The organism is Wolbachia endosymbiont of Ctenocephalides felis wCfeT, from assembly GCF_012277295.1.
Taxonomy (GTDB): Bacteria; Pseudomonadota; Alphaproteobacteria; order Rickettsiales; family Anaplasmataceae; genus Wolbachia.
The window spans coordinates 1,143,316-1,158,494 of record NZ_CP051156.1; the positions used below are offsets into that span (position 1 = coordinate 1,143,316).

Genomic DNA, 15,179 nt, shown 5'->3' on the forward strand with positions numbered 1-15,179 from the left:
AATGCAATGAAAAGGTAGGCAAAGTCTATTGACTTCTTGATACGATTTTCGCTATAATTTTAGTGTAGGTGATAGGGTGTGTGGCAATGTTAAATATCTACAGCAGTTATATAAAGAAGTACTTTCCCAGTAGCTTTAAAACTGGAGCAAAGTATGCTGCTTGTTTTTACTTGGTACTCGGCCTTCCAATTCTGATGTTCCACCCCCTAGCCTGGGTTTTAATTGGAGCTATTTTTATATCTGCATGTGGAGTTACTGCAGGTATAGTCACATCCTCATTTCACTGCATTAAGGATTATATTAATGGAAAAAGAACTCCGCTACAGGAGGGTGAAAAAGAAGAACAAAAATCACTGAAGCACAAGAAAATTGTAGAAATTCAAGCAGGGCCAAAAACTCCAGATAGAGATAGTGCTATTGTTATGCATGAAGAAAAAGACGAAAATTATTTTATAGACAAAACAAACAATCAGAATTATGAGTTTTGGTTAAGTGATACGCAGATTAGGAGTATTGCAAGAAGTATCTACGGATGGGTAGCACATAGGAACAAAAAAGGTTTAAAAGATACCTCTAAAGGTGTATACTTTGCTTGCACGTCTTTCTTAGAGACAGAGCTGCAAAAATACAAAAGCAAAGTTGCACAAGGAGATAAAAGTTTAATATTTACTGCAATCCTACATTTAAATAACAATCATTGGGTAACACTTGTATGCAATCCAAATAAAAAGCCCATAGTAAGATCAAATAGCTTAAATTTCTTAGATTTAGAAAGTAATGATAGAAGTAAAAAGTCAGAAAGAAGACCATCTCTTGGTAATGAAGATAATAATCAATTTAAAGCATATTACTGTGATTCATTTGGAAATCCAATACCAAGAGAAATATCAGACGCATTACAAAAAGCTCTAAAAATAGATGATAGTTGTATTAGAAGCTCAAAGACTAGACAACAACAAGATACACACAATTGTGCAATATTTGCATTGAAGAATGCTCATAAAACTACACAAATGCTTGGTGAAGGTAAGTCGTTTGATGATATTGATGCAGAATTATCACAATACAAGCCTACTGAGCAACAGCTAAACGAAGAGAGAAAAAAATTTGCAAAAGCATTAGAAATAGATAAGCAAAGCTGGGCTAGAAATAGTGCAGAAAGCGTAAGTCGCAGTAGCTCCCGTGCTTCATCGGATAGTGGTGCGAGTTCAATCTCATCTCCAGTTGACGCTGCAAGGTATGACACAAATCATGGATCACAAAATCTTATCAACCAAACACAAGCAGGTAATTACAATTATTTTTTGCAACAAATTGATATAGGACGTTTAGCAAATATTGTACATGGTTTAGATCCCAAAGTACATGAAATTATTGGGTCAAATGATCAATTAAAAAAACAATTACAACAATTTAAAAATAAAGTCGAAAATAGCAATGAAACTCAAAAATTAATATTCATTATAAGTTTACAAAATGGGCATTGGGTCACGTTATGTGTAAATCATTGTAACAAACAGTTTAATGCTTACTATTATGATTCGCTGAATGGAAAAGAAAGCAGGTCTATATTTACAACAATACTTAAAGAAGAACTCAATATGAACGAGGATAATATAAAATTTTTCAATGAAAAAACTCAAAGTGATGGTAGTAATTGTGGGATATTTGCATTAGAAGCGGCAAGTAGAATTAATCAAGTGTTGGATAAAAGTGCACTTCTTGATGATATTGATAAAGCATTATCAGAATTTAAACCAACAGCTAGTGAATTAAAAACGTTGCGAGAACAGTTTGCCAAAATATTAGGCAGCGATGAAGAACATGCTCGGTTTGTTGTTACAGATTCAACACCAATCAATAACTCAAATTATTGCTCCATATCATAATAAAAGTATTTTAGATTTTATATTATAATATATAATTGTTAGTTACTATTATAATTCAGTTTTTATCAAATCTTTTAACTTTATGCCTCTCCAAATAGGAAATTTAACTATCAACTCCCCAGTAATTTTAGCGCCAATGTCTGGAGTCACTGATTACCCATTCAGAAGCGTTGTTAAAAAGCTGGGTGCTAGTTTATTGGTTTCAGAAATGATTGCAAGCAGGGCTATGATTATGCAAACTCGCCAGAGTTTACAAAAGGCAAAAGTTGATGAGTTAACGGCCGTGCAACTTGCTGGGTGTGAACCGGATGTTATGGCAGAAGCTGCAAAACTAAACGAGGCTATGGGTGCCAAAATAATAGATATAAATTTCGGTTGCCCAGTTAAAAAAGTTGTCAATGGTTATGCAGGATCTGCTTTAATGAAAGACGAGAAGAAAGCAGCAGAAATAATTGAAGCAGTTGTAAATGCAGTCAAAGTGCCAGTTACTGTAAAAATGCGCACTGGATGGAATGATGAAAATCGCAATGCCCCACGCTTGGCAAAAATTGCAGAGGATTTAGGAGCAAAAATGATCACTGTGCACGGCAGAACAAGAGCACAGCTTTATAACGGTCAAGCAGATTGGAAATTCATTAGGAATGTTAAAGAACAAGTTAAAATTCCAGTGATAGTAAATGGTGATATAAAAAGCTTAAATGATGTTCAAAACGCCTTAAAAGAATCAGGGGCAGATGGAGTGATGATAGGCCGTGGTGCTTATGGCAAGCCTTGGTTGATTAATCAGGCAATGAATTTTTTAAGGGGAAATGAAGTTTCTGAGCCATCACCTTCAGAAAAATTAAAAATAATGCTTGAGCATTATGATAGTATTCTTGACTACTATGGAGATGATACAGGAATAAAGATGGCCCGCAAACACATAGGCTGGTATAGTAGTGGACTTAAAGATTCATCCGAATTTCGCGTTAAAATCAATAATATGGCAGATAGTATGAAAGTAAAAGAAAGTATAATCAGCTTTTTCAGTCCTTCTACAAATGCTATTTAAGTACATAACTGTACAAACATTGTACTTTAGGCCAGTTACCCACGTGTCATCCGACACTGGGATGACACGACTACCGCTAGAAATGACACCTTCTAGAACAATTCCCATACAGTTGCGACTTAAGCATGAGTATAAATAAACCCAAAAAGTATAAAATTGCAGTACTAATAGTTGCAGCAGGAGTAGGCAAAAGGTACAATGATACAACTCCTAAACAGTACATAAAACTCAGAGGCAAATCTGTCCTACTGCACACAGTTGAAAAGTTTCTAGCTAACAATCACACAGATTATGTGAGGATAGTCATTAATGAAAATCACGAAGGTTTATACAAGGAAGCTACATTATCAATTACAAACAATATACTAAGCCCGGTGTATGGAGGAGCAAGCAGGCAAGACTCAGTTAAGTTGGGGCTTGAAAGCCTGCAACAAATTAGCCCTGACTTTGTGATGGTACACGATGCTTGTAGACCTTTTATATCAGATAATCTGATAGATAGATTAGTTGAATCTATAGTTGGCAATCAGTATATAGGAGTGGTGCCAGCAATAGAAGTTGAAAGCACTGTATCGTTAGTAAAAGACAATTTTATTGAATCAACGGTTTCAAGAGAAAAATTAAAAGCTATACAAACTCCACAAATTTTTAACTTTAAAGAACTATTATCATGCCATCAATCTGCGCATAAAGAATTTACTGATGACTCTTCACTAGTAATAGAACAAAAAAAACGTGTTGCTATTATCCAAGGTGAGAAAAACAATTTTAAGCTCACTACAAAAGAGGACGTTGATATGGCAAAACTAATTTTAGAAGAGCCAAGATTTCGGATAGGAAGTGGTTACGATATACATAGGTTTATTGCAACTCAAAATGGTGATAAATGCTTTATAAAACTTTGCGGAGTAGAAATTGAACATGGCATGGCAATAGAAGCACACTCTGATGGTGATGTTGCAATTCACGCAATCGTTGATGCAATATTAGGAGCTTTGGGATTTGGTGATATAGGGGAGCATTTTCCTCCTAATTCTCTCGAATGGAAAGAGTGCAACTCGCTGCACTTTCTTGAATTTGCCACTCACAAGATGAAGAAAAAGGGTTATGTTATATCCAATTTAGATGTAACTATAATTTGTGAAGAACCTAAAGTATCTCCTTATAAATCAAAAATGAAAAAGATTCTGTCCGAAACATTAGAAACTGATAATGAATTTATTAATATAAAGGCAACCACCGCAGAAAAGTTAGGCTCCATAGGCAGAAAAGAAGGGATAGAAGCGCATGCTTCAGTTTTATTACTCAAAGTATAGACAGTAGACTATCCATAAGATGATCTAATGTAAGAAGTATATTGTTTTAAATTTAATAGTAGTGTATAATTTTAGTAATACATATTTTTATGGTAGGTATATTATGGTAGATAAAGTACAAGAAGATGAGTTCATGAAGCAATACATGGAAACTTGCAAAGAACAAATAGAAAAGCTAGCTAAGAATCCTGAGTTGCTTACTCAGACTTTAAAACCATTTATGCATATGTCCCAGCAGCTTATGACCGGTGGTATGATAGATGGAGCTTTGCCTGCTGATATGGATATTAACAGGATGATAGCTCTTATGATAGAGATGGTTAATTACATCAAAGGCAATCATAAGAAAATCATGCAAGAAGATGAAGCGCTTATCCAAGAGCTTGATGAGCATAGCAAAAGACTAAGAAGCTTGATAAAGAAGTTAATTGAGAAGATTGAAAACAAGTAATTAGTAACTCAGTAGCACAGAACCCCAGGTTAGTCCTGCACCTATTGAAATTAATAGTACTGTGTTTCCTGGCTTTATTTTTGATTTTTGTACTGCATAGTCAAATGCTAAAGGAATTGATGCTGCTGAAGTGTTTGCATGCTTGTCGACTGTATTAATAACTTTTTCTACTGGAAAGTCTAATTTTTTTGTCACTGCTTCAATAATACGGATATTTGCTTGATGAGGAATTAGCCAATCAATATCGTTGATTTCCAAATCATTAGATTTAAGTGTTTCTGATATTAAGGCTATTAGTTTATCTACTGCATGTTTAAATACCTCCCTTCCATTCATGAATATTTTTCCAGAATCACAGGTAGAAGATACCCCTCCGCTGGTAGATAATATATCTGTATTGCCATCAGAATGTAGGTCGGCTGATATAATCCCATTTGCTATACCAGTTTCTGACTTTATTATCATTGCACCAGCACCGTCACCAAAAAGTATACAGGTTGATCTATCTTCCCAATCAACAATTCTAGACATTATTTCAGCACCAATGACGAGTGCACATTTAATGTTATTATTAGATTTCATTAGCGAATCAGCAACTGTCACTGCATATACAAAACCAGAACATGCTGCTTGTATGTCAAAAGCAAATGCATTTTTGCATCCCAACTTGTTTTGCACAATTGTTGCACAACTAGGAAAAGTCTTATCAGGCGTAGTTGTTGCCACTATGATTAAATCAATCTCATTTGTTGAAATTTTTACCTTTTCCATAGCGTTTTTTGCTGCACTTACAGCTAAGTCTGACGTCCATTCCCTTTCATCTGCTATATGCCTTTGAGTTATTCCTGTTCTCTGCCTTATCCATTCGTCACTTGTTTCAACCATCAGCTCAACATCTTTATTGGTCAGTATTTTTTCTGGTAGATAGGATCCAGTACTTAATATGAAATTCTTATTCAATGTGACCAACTCCATCAATTATCTTTTGGTTTAAATTTTCACTAATTGAGTTTACTGCAAATTTTATAGCATGAGCAAAGGAAATAGCGTCAGAATTTCCATGACTTTTAATAACAATGCCATTTAATCCTAAAAATATAGCTCCACTTCTAGTCTTAGGATTAAAACGTGACAATGCTCTTTTTAATTTAGATCTGATGAACATTCCGAACAATTTTGCTATTAAAGAACTAGATAATGCACTTTTCATTAATTCCAAAAAAGTATTAGCAGTTGCTTCAGCGGTTTTTAGCATTACATTACCAACAAATCCATCTGCAACTATTACATCTATATTGCCCTCTAGAAACTCGCTTGCCTCTATATAACCTTTAAAATTGATAGAACTTGAATTATCTTTCAACAATTCAAAAGCCCCACGTACTGCATCATTGCCCTTAACTTCTTCTATACCAATATTCAGAAGGGCAACCTCTGGATTATCTATTTTCAACGCAATTTTTGCAAATATGCTACCCATTAGTGCAAATTGAAACAATGAATCTGCATTACAATCAACATTTGCGCCAAGATCAAGCAGCGCAAGACTTTTCGTCTTGGTTGGACAGATAGAAACAATAGCAGGACGATAAATGTTGGGCAACGCTCCCAAAACAAATCTAGAAATTGCCATTAACGCTCCGGTGTTTCCTGAAGAAACGATCCCTGAAGCCCTACCTTGTTTTACTGCTTGAATTGCAGCTCTCATGCTTGAGTCTTTACGATGCCTCAGTGCAAAAGATGGCTTGTCAGCTGCAAGCACATTATCAGAACAATGAATAAATTCAGAATTACTACTTACTTTTTTATATTGTGAAAGTAGAGGAAATACTTCTTTCTCATCTCCATAAATATGGAAAAAAACTTTTAAATTTGGGTCAACAAGATTACTTAGAAAAAAATCAGCCCCTTGAATCACAGACAAAGGCGCAAGATCCCCTCCCATAGCATCAAGTGCTATAACTATGTTTTTGGGTGGCATGTCAAAACAGTTATTCTGCCTTTTGCTTTATGAAAACTCGTTTTCCTTTGTAACTTCCATCAACCGCTACATTGTGAGGCAACATAAACTCACCAGTAGTTGAACATATCACAATATTCTTAGGTTGAATAGCATGATGAGAACGATGCATCTTCTTCCTTGATTTTGACTTCTTTCTTTTTGGAACTGCCATAACTTCTTCCATTTTATGAATTAAGGCTTATTAATAACATATTTCCTGCAATATGTAAATAGTATATGACTCATAAGACTCTTGCTGTAAGAAAAATAATCAATTGACTATTCGCACTGATATGTTAAGTATTTTATACCTTGGCGGGCGTAGCTCAGTTGGTAGAGCGTTAGTTTGTGGTACTAAATGTCGCCAGTTCAATCCTGGTCGCTCGCCCCATAACACTTTTTCAATAAGATAAAATGGTATCATGCAAGTAGCTGATACTGGAATGATAACCATAGAATCTTTTTATCATCCTATAAATTGACCACATGACCTAGTGAAGAAACCTGGATTTCATCGTTAAGTGCTGGGGTACAAGGTGTATATTTCAACATCAGATCTTGGATCCTGCGTGGCTTTATTGCATCGCTCTTTGGATAGGAGGCAATGCATAATAAATTCATGAAGCTATCTCAAATTTAGCCATGCCTATTTCAGTAAATTTGTTCAGCAAATAACACTTGAGTAGCATTTCTTTCTTACGGTTAATCTCAGATTTGTTCCTAAAACTAAACCCAAATGTTTGCTTCAGTCGCGAGAAAAAACTTTCTATATAAGATCTCTTCCCATAATTTATCTCTTTTTTCCACTTCTTCATACCATCTTCACCATATGACTTTATGAGCTTGATTGTAGAATTTCTCTCAGCCATATAATCCAGCTTTGGATGCTCCACTGCATTGTTTTGCAGAGGAATTTTTGTCTTTATGCCAAGCTCATTGCACAATTTGTATAACTTCTTTCGATTATATGCTCTGTCTGCATATAGTGTGCTTATATTGTATTTAGCATTAGCCCTTGCAATAAGATCACAGGCTCCATAGTGGTCAGAATAAACTCCACTACTGTATTTTGCAGCTATGACTTTTTTGCTACCTATCTCCAGCATTACATGCAATTTTCTTGTTTGCTTATAGCCACGGTACTTTCTATCTGTACCGTTTGCCTTACTATGGCCTGGAATATTATTGTAGATGCTTATTCCAGTGCTATCTATGGCGATCTCAATATTTTCCATACTGTTTTTATCATGTCTTCGATCATTAATTTTTAAGTTAAGCTTTTTGAATCTTCTGGAAGCCTGGGAATAGCTGATAACTTGCAAATTTTTTCCTATTTGCTCAAGGTATCCCGCTATAAACCCCACCGTTTGTCTTAGGCCTATTCTAAACAAATAAGTTATTATGTGAATTAGAATTACGACTTTATCACTATAAATATTGTTGCCACCGGCCATTTTGGGACTTTTTTCGTACCAATTTTCTATGGCATCGTTGACGTAATAAAAAATATTTCCTCTTTCTTGGAGAAATTTGTTATATTCGTAGCAGTTACTGACTTTCATTTTGACTGGCATATTTTTCCTTTGTCGGTTAAATGCCTGTTTATAATGAATTTTGTCAGTAACTCCCAGTTCTTTTTACTTTAGCTATGCAACAAAGCCATGACTGCATGGTGCAATGGGGTAGATAATTCATTATCTCTTGCATTTATATCACACCCTGTCTTTATTATTCCCCTTACATTCCTTACTTTTCCTTTATGCGCAGCCCTATGTAACGGTGTTTCTCCTTTGTCGTTTTTAGCATTTATATCTGCACCTTTTTCTATTAATAACTTTATTGTTTCGCCACTTGCATACTCTGCTGCCAGATGTAGTATTGTGTTACCTTTTTCGTCTTTACTATTGATTTCTTGAAATTGCTTTTCCTTCAACTCCTTCAATAGCTCACAGAATTTTCTCATATCACCTCCTCTAAAACTTAATCCCTTTTACACTTTTTAAACTAGATTACTGCTTGTTACTCTATTTGTACGCTTTTACTTAGGAATATTATCTCCACACCTGATGACCACAATTCCCTTAGTAGGCTTACTTGATCCTTAAACCTTTTTGCTAAGACCTCAGGTGAGTATAGATATACTTTCTCAACTCTACCTTTTGCAGCTTTATAACGTAAGCTTGCGAGTTCTGATTCACCGATGAATTTATTCTCATCCAACAACTCATATCTATCTGCCATAATCCTGTTACTCAGCTGCTCTGCTTGCTTTTCTGATGGTGCATATAAACTTACTACTTTGCACCTCCACCACATCCCTGCACTTAGGTTTGCTCCAGCTTCCATTAGCACTTCCACCTTCTCTTTACTTTCTGTCTGGCTTGCATAATATAATGGGGTACGTCCCCTTGAATCTACAGCATTAACCTTAGCTCCAAACTCCAAGAGAGCTACTAAGTTCTGAGTTTTTCCTATAAATGCTGCTCTGTGTAGTGGCGTCTCTCCTTTATTATTCTTCGCATTAACGTTTGCATCTCTTAATATTATTGATATTATTATTGGATAGTTAGAAACCATTGCTGCTAGGTGCAGTATAGTGTTACCATTCTCATCTTTATCGTTAATTCCATAAAATGAGTTTTCCTTTAATTCTTGTAATCTTTTTTCGAACTCACACATAAAACCCTCCAAAATTATAGCCTCTTCAACGTTAAGTAAAATTGGTTTATTTACTTATTGTTGTTATTACTATTATATTCTAGCCACCCACGAAATACAATATTTTTCAACAATTATAGATTGCATATTAATTCTTTTTTAATATATATTATAATATTATTTTATATAGTTAGTATATTAAATAAATTGGCTGTGTATTGCTCCAGGATCTATTCAAATACCGATGTTCGTGCCAGGTAAGAACGCCTGGATAAAATACTAAAATCTAGTTCATGAAAGGAAAGCTTAGCTATCGCTTCTTCTCTATTTTTTCTAAATAAGGTTATAGATTGATATGATTTTCTAGGTTACATGTTTGTGATAAAAGTCAATATGCACTTTCTACAACACAGAGCTTTTCCATAAGATATTGGCTTACATTGAGACTACCATTCTCGGTAGCAATATCCAAAACCTCTAAGCTTAGATCAATTTCTTTCTCTTCAACAAGATATTTTATGACATCTAGCTTATCAGATGAAGCAGCCCAATGTATAGCAGTCCAGTTATCGTTATCTTTAATATTAACATCGGCTCCCTTATCTACCAGGTATCGCACTGCTTTCAATTCACAATTTTCAATAGTGTAGTGCAAAGGAGCAATACCTTGGTGATTGGTAGCATTTACATCAGACCCCACGTCTATCAGATATTCTATTATATCATCATTACCTGCCCAAGCAGCTAAGTGTAGAGGAGTATCACCGTAACTATTAGTAGTATTTATATCAGCACCTCTCACCACAAGACTCTCTATTACATCTAAACTACTATCAAAAGCTGCCAAGTGCATAGAGTTCCATCCTTCATTGTCTTTGGCATTAACATCTGCATTATTCTCTATAAAATATAGAACTACATCTGAATGATCGTTTTGAATAGCAAGGTGAAAAGGAGAGCTATTATCATCATCTTGAATATTAACATCAGCTCCATTATCTACAAGAAGTTTTGCTAAATCTATATAACCATTAGTAGCAGCACAATGAAGAGGGGTCCATCCATCACTGTCTTTGGCGTGCACATCTGCATTATTCTCTATGAAATACATAGCTACATCTGAATGGTTGTCTTGAACAGCAAGATGCAAAGGAGAGCTATTTTCATCATTCTTAGCATTAATATCAGCTCCTCCATTTACGAGAAGCTCTACTAAATCCATATCATCGTTAGCAGCAGCATAATGCAAAGAGGTCCACCCATCATTGTCTTTGATGTTAACATTAGCGTTTTTTCCTGCAAGGTATGTGCTATTTCCCAATCATAGTCTCGAGCTGCAAAATGCAGAGGAGCACTGCCGTCATTTGCTTGGGAGTCAATATCAATTCCTTTATCTACAAAGCATTTTACTAGATCTAAGTCACCATAGAGAACAGCCCAATGTAAAAGAGTCCACCTACCATTGTCTCTGAAATTAACATCAGCATTATTTTCTACTAAGTACAACACCATACCAAGGTTACCTTGTTGAATAGCGAAATACAAAGAAGTGCTGCCATTATTGGTTTCAGCATTAACATCAATCCCTTTATCTACAAAGTATTGTACTAGATCTAAATTATTCCCTTGAGCAGCAAGATGAAGAAAAGTTAAACCAAAATCATCAACAGCCTTCCAGTCAGCGCCCTCAGCAGTAAGTTGTTTGACTCTGTTAAAATTACCTCGCTTTACAGCATAAGAAAGAAGTTTAGTTAAACGTTTTACAGAAGTCATATATACCCACTAAATATATCAATATTAGCATGGTACGGACAAGTTATGCAACACTTTTTAGCCAGCTAACTGTTGCTCAAATGGCTGGGATTATGGGGAAAAACCTGCAATCCAAGTTTTATTCAATTATACAAAGTCATTTAATAAGTTAATAGTAGTAAAATAGTTAACAATTGAAATCTTTCTAACGCTAAAGAATGGCCGGAGTCTCGCCACCCAATTCGCTCATAGGTTGGAAAGGGCCCATGAAATATTTTTCTATTGATAGTAGTTTGTCATTGAATAATTAGCATTTAAATTGTTATTTAGTTGACATTAAAACAAATTTTAAGCTATTTTATTAAATTCATTACTGCATCTGTACTATAATTAACTAACCCATACATCTGGTATAAGTTTAAAATTTTTATCAAAAACATTAAGTATTACACCCACAAATATAGCGTAGATTGAATTTCTATCGATCATACCTATCTAGTATTACTTGAATTAATCCACCTTATTCCCGTTTACTTATACCCATCCATATAGACCTAAATTACAGCTTTTACTTAAACCCAAAATTATATTTAGTCAACTGTAAATTTCTCGTTCCCACACCTTGTAACTATTGCAGCCAGAGCTACTAACTACATAGAATTTTGCATTTGAGTTCTGCTGTGTTTCTTGTAAGGCTTCTACTGCTATAATAATTAGACTGCTTCTATAGAATTAGGCTACTACAAATAACAAACAGGTACTTAGCTATAATTTTAAGGAAAGTTCAACATTTGAAGCAGCTTCAAAACACAAATTGCTATTAGTGCTAAATGGGAATGTATTTTATATGGACCCTAAGCTTTCCTACTAGCAATATGTAGTCCTAAGATTGCTGCTATTATAATTTAAGACCATGTGTTGATTTGATTGAGAACAAGATTTCATCTGCACAGCAATGAAATGCAACTAAAGCATAAAAAATTTCTTGCAGCTAAAAAGAAGACATGATAAGCTAACGTAAGTTTTTTTGTAAAAATAAAAGTTTAGAGTAGAATGTAGTATTATAATGCCTTTTATTCGAGCTTAGGTGTGGTTTACATTAGCAGTAGAGGTATGAGTAGTAATATTCTACCTTAAAACGTATCCATTCAGCCGGGCGGTAAAATAAAGAGTAGACAAGGAATGCTAAAAAGGTAAACTAGAGTGGCTGTGAGGTAATATGGTTGATCTTTTAGAATTTTGCGAAAGTTTAAGCAGACTATAGAAAAGTTAGAAACAAAAATAGAAGAGCTTAAAGCAGAAAATAAAGCGCTAAGGATCGAAAACGCTGAGTTAAAAGAAAGGCTTGGCTTAAATTCAAAAAATTCATCTATACCAAGCTCCAAAGAATTATATAAGATGAGGGAAAATAAGCCAAAAAGTGACAGGAAAGTAGGAGCACAGGTTGGACATAAAGGCAGTTACCGCCCTAAAATGGAGGCAGATGAGATGGTAAAAATAGAACTGCCCAATACGTGTGAGTGCGGAGGAGAAATTGCGGTATCAAAAGATCCGTATACTCATCAAAAGGTCGATTTGCCGGAAATCAAGCCGTATGTAGTTGAATATCAACTAGAGCATGGACGTTGCAAAAGATGTGGAAAAAGAAAAAGTAGCAAGCTACAAGAAGGAGTAACTGCGGACACATTTGGTCCAAGAGTTAAGTCAGTAATTGCAGCATTAAGTGGATTTTACAAGAATTCGAAAAAAGAAGTGGCAAATATTATAAAGGACATTTTCAACCTGGATATCAGCGTCGGTAGTGTATCAAATAGCGAGGCTAGAGTGGCAGAAAAATGCCAAGAAGCATATGAGCAAATTGAGGAAGAGGTAAGCAAGAGCAAAATTTTACATATCGATGAAACTAGCCATTACAACAAAGGTAAACAGGGCTGGTGCTGGATGTTTGCGAGCAAAATAGGAAGTGTGATCAAATTGACAGAGTCAAGAGGGATGAAAGTCCTGGAAAATAGTAAATTTGGAAAGAATAACAACCTAGTAGTGACCGACAGATATGCAGCTTACAACTACTTTTCCAGCAAGAAAAGGCAGGTCTGTTGGGCACATTTAGCAAGAGATTTTGAAAGGTTGTCTCATAGTTGGAATAGCGAAGTGAAAGTTTTGGGGTATTATTTAAGGAATGTTGCTACTGAATTATTTGCATTGAAAAAAGCTCTGTTAAAGGATGAAATAGACACATTAAGGTTCATAAGAAGAGCAAGAAAATTACGCAAGCGAACGAGATATTACTTAAAGAATATATCAAATTTACCCGAGGCAATTGGAGCGTCTCGAGTAGCAAAAAATATCATGAAATCGGATCTGATGATGTGGAAATTTTTGGACGATCCAGAAAATATTCCACTGACAAACAACTATGCTGAGCGACAGATTCGGCATTACGTTGTTTACCGAAAAGTTTCATATTTTACACAATCGAAACGGGGAAATATGTTTCTTGAGAGGATAATTTCATTGTACTTGACTTGGAGGCAAAAGAAGTTAAATCCTTTTCAAAACCTACTGGCTATTGCTTCTTAAGCCATACACCTGAATGGATACAAGAAAACTGCCAGAAGAAGAGCAACAGGAAGCTTCGAAGCCAAAAATACCAAAAGATACCTTACATCAAGTTTATATAGAACAATCTACTGGACAGCTCATTGCTGATGCGCTCAATTTATGTATTTCTTCAACTTAGCTAAAATTTTATCAGACTGGCTTTCATCTGAGCTTAAGTCGGCTGCAAAATGCGTGACATATTCCTTGCCAGGGCCGATAAGATATATTATTGAAGAGTGATTAATATCCTCCTCTCCGCCAACTTTGCTAGAATACACCTTATATTTTTCAATCACTTCATCTATTGCTTCTCTATTACCAGTTAACATTTGTATTCTATGGTCAAATTGATCGTGAAATCCTTTTAATTTTTCTACAGTGTCGCGTTCTGGATCAACTGTAATAAAAAACGTTTGTAGCTTATCATTAGTTTTCTCATCTAATTTTGCTAGCGTTTCTGAAATTATGCCAAGATTCATAGGACAAACTTTTTTACATGAAGAAAATCCAAAGAAAATCATCATATACTTGTCTTGAAAATCACTGCTTTGTACAATTTGTCCATCCTGATTGATCAAAGAAAAATCCCCACCTATTCTAACTTCTTTATTTTGAGTTACCATTGGAGCAAACACGCCTTTCTGAGTAAAGTAACAATAGCCAAGAATAATAACTGCTAATGCTATTAATATGTTAGATAATAATCTTATAAATTTTATCATGAAACTACTCTATAAGTAAAACTACATTATAGCTTTGTCTAGGGTTTATTCAATATATTCCTTCCACAGCGGATTATTGATCTTCTCTAGTAACTTCCTATGCTCATCAATCTCGTCATCACTTGGTGCATGTTCTCTGCGAGTTAAGTTACGTGCTTTATGCTGAACGAGCGTAGAAGTGCCATCTTGATCATTATCATTATCAAATAAAAAAGTTTGCAGCCCTCCTGTCAGCTCAACATACACCTTTGCAAGTAATTGAGCATCAATTAATGCCCCATGCAATTCCCTGTCTTCTAATGATATATCAAAACGCTTACATAATGCATTTAAAGAGGCGGGCGATCCTATAAATTTTTTTCTTGCAAGTGGTAGCGTATCAAGTACTCTATCAGGAGAAATTTGCTCTAGATTCAACATACCTAGCTCCATATTAAGGAATTTTACATCAAACTCAGCATTATGGATGACTAAGATATCGTCTGATATAAATTCAAGGAATTCGCGCGCTACTTCTGAAAATAGTGGCTTATCTTTTAAAAATTTTTCACTAATGCCGTGAATCTTAAAGGAGTGATAAGGTACATCTCTTTTTGGATTGAGATATCGATGAAATACCTTACCAGTTGATATACGATTAATTAACTCAACGCATCCAATTTCAATAACCCGATGCCCTGATGTAATGTCAAGACCAGTTGTTTCAGTATCAAGTACTATTTCACGCATTCCATAAC

15 protein-coding genes, 1 tRNA gene and 1 pseudogene are annotated in these 15,179 nt (G+C 35.0%); 7 read left to right on the forward strand and 10 right to left on the reverse strand.

The window, feature by feature from the left end; all coding sequences use genetic code 11:
• The first annotated feature begins 86 nt into the window (after window positions 1-86).
• The 4 genes from HF197_RS05530 (at window position 87) to HF197_RS05545 (ending at window position 4,707) form a co-directional block, all read left to right on the forward strand.
• Window positions 87-1,889: a Ulp1 family isopeptidase gene (locus HF197_RS05530; RefSeq protein WP_246168632.1), complete on the forward strand. Its 1,803-nt coding sequence runs from the start codon at window positions 87-89 to the stop codon at window positions 1,887-1,889.
• Window positions 1,890-1,971: 82 nt separating this feature from the next.
• The gene (gene dusB / locus HF197_RS05535) at window positions 1,972-2,940 is read left to right on the forward strand and encodes a tRNA dihydrouridine synthase DusB (RefSeq protein ID WP_168464570.1); all 969 of its coding nucleotides are present in this window, start codon (window positions 1,972-1,974) and stop codon (window positions 2,938-2,940) included.
• A 125-nt stretch (window positions 2,941-3,065) separates the two neighbouring features.
• Window positions 3,066-4,256 (forward strand): bifunctional 2-C-methyl-D-erythritol 4-phosphate cytidylyltransferase/2-C-methyl-D-erythritol 2,4-cyclodiphosphate synthase, encoded by a 1,191-nt coding sequence (locus tag HF197_RS05540; protein WP_168464571.1) that lies wholly within the window; start codon window positions 3,066-3,068, stop codon window positions 4,254-4,256.
• A 103-nt stretch (window positions 4,257-4,359) separates the two neighbouring features.
• A complete protein-coding gene (locus tag HF197_RS05545; protein WP_168464572.1) occupies window positions 4,360-4,707 on the forward strand; it encodes a hypothetical protein in 348 nt (115 codons plus the stop codon).
• On the opposite strand, the gene HF197_RS05550 is transcribed toward HF197_RS05545, so the two are convergent.
• The 3 genes from HF197_RS05550 to rpmF are packed head-to-tail and all read right to left on the reverse strand — an operon-like array spanning window position 4,708 to window position 6,881.
• Window positions 4,708-5,667 (reverse strand): beta-ketoacyl-ACP synthase III, encoded by a 960-nt coding sequence (locus HF197_RS05550; RefSeq protein WP_168464573.1) that lies wholly within the window; start codon window positions 5,665-5,667, stop codon window positions 4,708-4,710. It lies immediately after the preceding gene.
• Window positions 5,660-6,688, reverse strand: coding sequence for a phosphate acyltransferase PlsX (gene plsX / locus HF197_RS05555; RefSeq protein WP_168464574.1), 1,029 nt, complete (start codon window positions 6,686-6,688; stop codon window positions 5,660-5,662). The genes HF197_RS05550 and plsX overlap by 8 nt, the downstream gene beginning before the upstream one ends.
• 10 nt (window positions 6,689-6,698) lie before the next feature.
• Window positions 6,699-6,881: a 50S ribosomal protein L32 gene (gene rpmF / locus HF197_RS05560; protein WP_168464920.1), complete on the reverse strand. Its 183-nt coding sequence runs from the start codon at window positions 6,879-6,881 to the stop codon at window positions 6,699-6,701.
• Between the two features lie 143 nt (window positions 6,882-7,024).
• On the opposite strand from rpmF, the gene HF197_RS05565 reads away from it, so the two are divergent.
• Window positions 7,025-7,100: transfer RNA gene (locus tag HF197_RS05565), tRNA-His, on the forward strand.
• A 226-nt stretch (window positions 7,101-7,326) separates the two neighbouring features.
• On the opposite strand, the gene HF197_RS05570 is transcribed toward HF197_RS05565, so the two are convergent.
• From HF197_RS05570 to HF197_RS05590, 5 genes are all read right to left on the reverse strand, one after another.
• Window positions 7,327-8,283 (reverse strand): IS5 family transposase, encoded by a 957-nt coding sequence (locus HF197_RS05570; protein ID WP_168464516.1) that lies wholly within the window; start codon window positions 8,281-8,283, stop codon window positions 7,327-7,329.
• Between the two features lie 68 nt (window positions 8,284-8,351).
• Window positions 8,352-8,672 carry an ankyrin repeat domain-containing protein gene (locus HF197_RS05575; RefSeq protein WP_369800005.1) on the reverse strand — a complete coding sequence of 107 codons (321 nt, stop codon included), beginning with the start codon at window positions 8,670-8,672 and terminating at the stop codon, window positions 8,352-8,354.
• A 56-nt stretch (window positions 8,673-8,728) separates the two neighbouring features.
• Complete coding sequence (locus HF197_RS05580; RefSeq protein ID WP_168464576.1) at window positions 8,729-9,400, reverse strand: ankyrin repeat domain-containing protein; 672 nt, start codon at window positions 9,398-9,400, stop codon at window positions 8,729-8,731.
• 355 nt (window positions 9,401-9,755) lie between these two features.
• On the reverse strand, window positions 9,756-10,688 hold the full coding sequence (locus HF197_RS05585; RefSeq protein ID WP_168464577.1) for an ankyrin repeat domain-containing protein: 933 nt from the start codon (window positions 10,686-10,688) through the stop codon (window positions 9,756-9,758).
• Window positions 10,580-11,140, reverse strand: coding sequence for an ankyrin repeat domain-containing protein (locus HF197_RS05590; protein ID WP_168464578.1), 561 nt, complete (start codon window positions 11,138-11,140; stop codon window positions 10,580-10,582). Before HF197_RS05590 ends, HF197_RS05585 begins: the two co-directional genes overlap by 109 nt.
• Before the next feature lie 1,198 nt (window positions 11,141-12,338).
• Here HF197_RS05590 and tnpC point away from each other — a divergent pair.
• Both tnpC and HF197_RS05600 read left to right on the forward strand, forming a co-directional pair.
• Window positions 12,339-13,699, forward strand: a pseudogene (gene tnpC / locus HF197_RS05595) (IS66 family transposase).
• Between the two features lie 13 nt (window positions 13,700-13,712).
• The gene (locus tag HF197_RS05600; RefSeq protein ID WP_168464579.1) at window positions 13,713-13,859 is read left to right on the forward strand and encodes a hypothetical protein; all 147 of its coding nucleotides are present in this window, start codon (window positions 13,713-13,715) and stop codon (window positions 13,857-13,859) included.
• On the opposite strand, the gene HF197_RS05605 is transcribed toward HF197_RS05600, so the two are convergent.
• Both HF197_RS05605 and dnaQ read right to left on the reverse strand, forming a co-directional pair.
• Window positions 13,834-14,442, reverse strand: coding sequence for an SCO family protein (locus HF197_RS05605; protein ID WP_168464580.1), 609 nt, complete (start codon window positions 14,440-14,442; stop codon window positions 13,834-13,836). The two genes, HF197_RS05600 and HF197_RS05605, sit on opposite strands and share 26 nt — an antisense overlap.
• 45 nt (window positions 14,443-14,487) lie before the next feature.
• Entirely contained in the window at window positions 14,488-15,171 is a 684-nt protein-coding gene (gene dnaQ / locus HF197_RS05610) for a DNA polymerase III subunit epsilon (protein ID WP_369800031.1), read from the reverse strand.
• Between the last annotated feature and the right edge of the window lie 8 nt (window positions 15,172-15,179).

Coding starts and splice junctions, on each gene's coding strand:
- HF197_RS05530 (WP_246168632.1), top strand. CDS start 87: ATGTTAAATATCTACAGCAGTTATATAAAGAAGTACTTTCCCAGTAGC.
- dusB (WP_168464570.1), top strand. CDS start 1,972: ATGCCTCTCCAAATAGGAAATTTAACTATCAACTCCCCAGTAATTTTA.
- HF197_RS05540 (WP_168464571.1), top strand. CDS start 3,066: ATGAGTATAAATAAACCCAAAAAGTATAAAATTGCAGTACTAATAGTT.
- HF197_RS05545 (WP_168464572.1), top strand. CDS start 4,360: ATGGTAGATAAAGTACAAGAAGATGAGTTCATGAAGCAATACATGGAA.
- plsX (WP_168464574.1), bottom strand. CDS start 6,688: ATGCCACCCAAAAACATAGTTATAGCACTTGATGCTATGGGAGGGGAT.
- rpmF (WP_168464920.1), bottom strand. CDS start 6,881: ATGGCAGTTCCAAAAAGAAAGAAGTCAAAATCAAGGAAGAAGATGCAT.
- HF197_RS05570 (WP_168464516.1), bottom strand. CDS start 8,283: ATGCCAGTCAAAATGAAAGTCAGTAACTGCTACGAATATAACAAATTT.
- HF197_RS05575 (WP_369800005.1), bottom strand. CDS start 8,672: ATGAGAAAATTCTGTGAGCTATTGAAGGAGTTGAAGGAAAAGCAATTT.
- HF197_RS05590 (WP_168464578.1), bottom strand. CDS start 11,140: ATGACTTCTGTAAAACGTTTAACTAAACTTCTTTCTTATGCTGTAAAG.
- HF197_RS05600 (WP_168464579.1), top strand. CDS start 13,713: ATGGATACAAGAAAACTGCCAGAAGAAGAGCAACAGGAAGCTTCGAAG.
- HF197_RS05605 (WP_168464580.1), bottom strand. CDS start 14,442: ATGATAAAATTTATAAGATTATTATCTAACATATTAATAGCATTAGCA.
- dnaQ (WP_369800031.1), bottom strand. CDS start 15,171: ATGCGTGAAATAGTACTTGATACTGAAACAACTGGTCTTGACATTACA.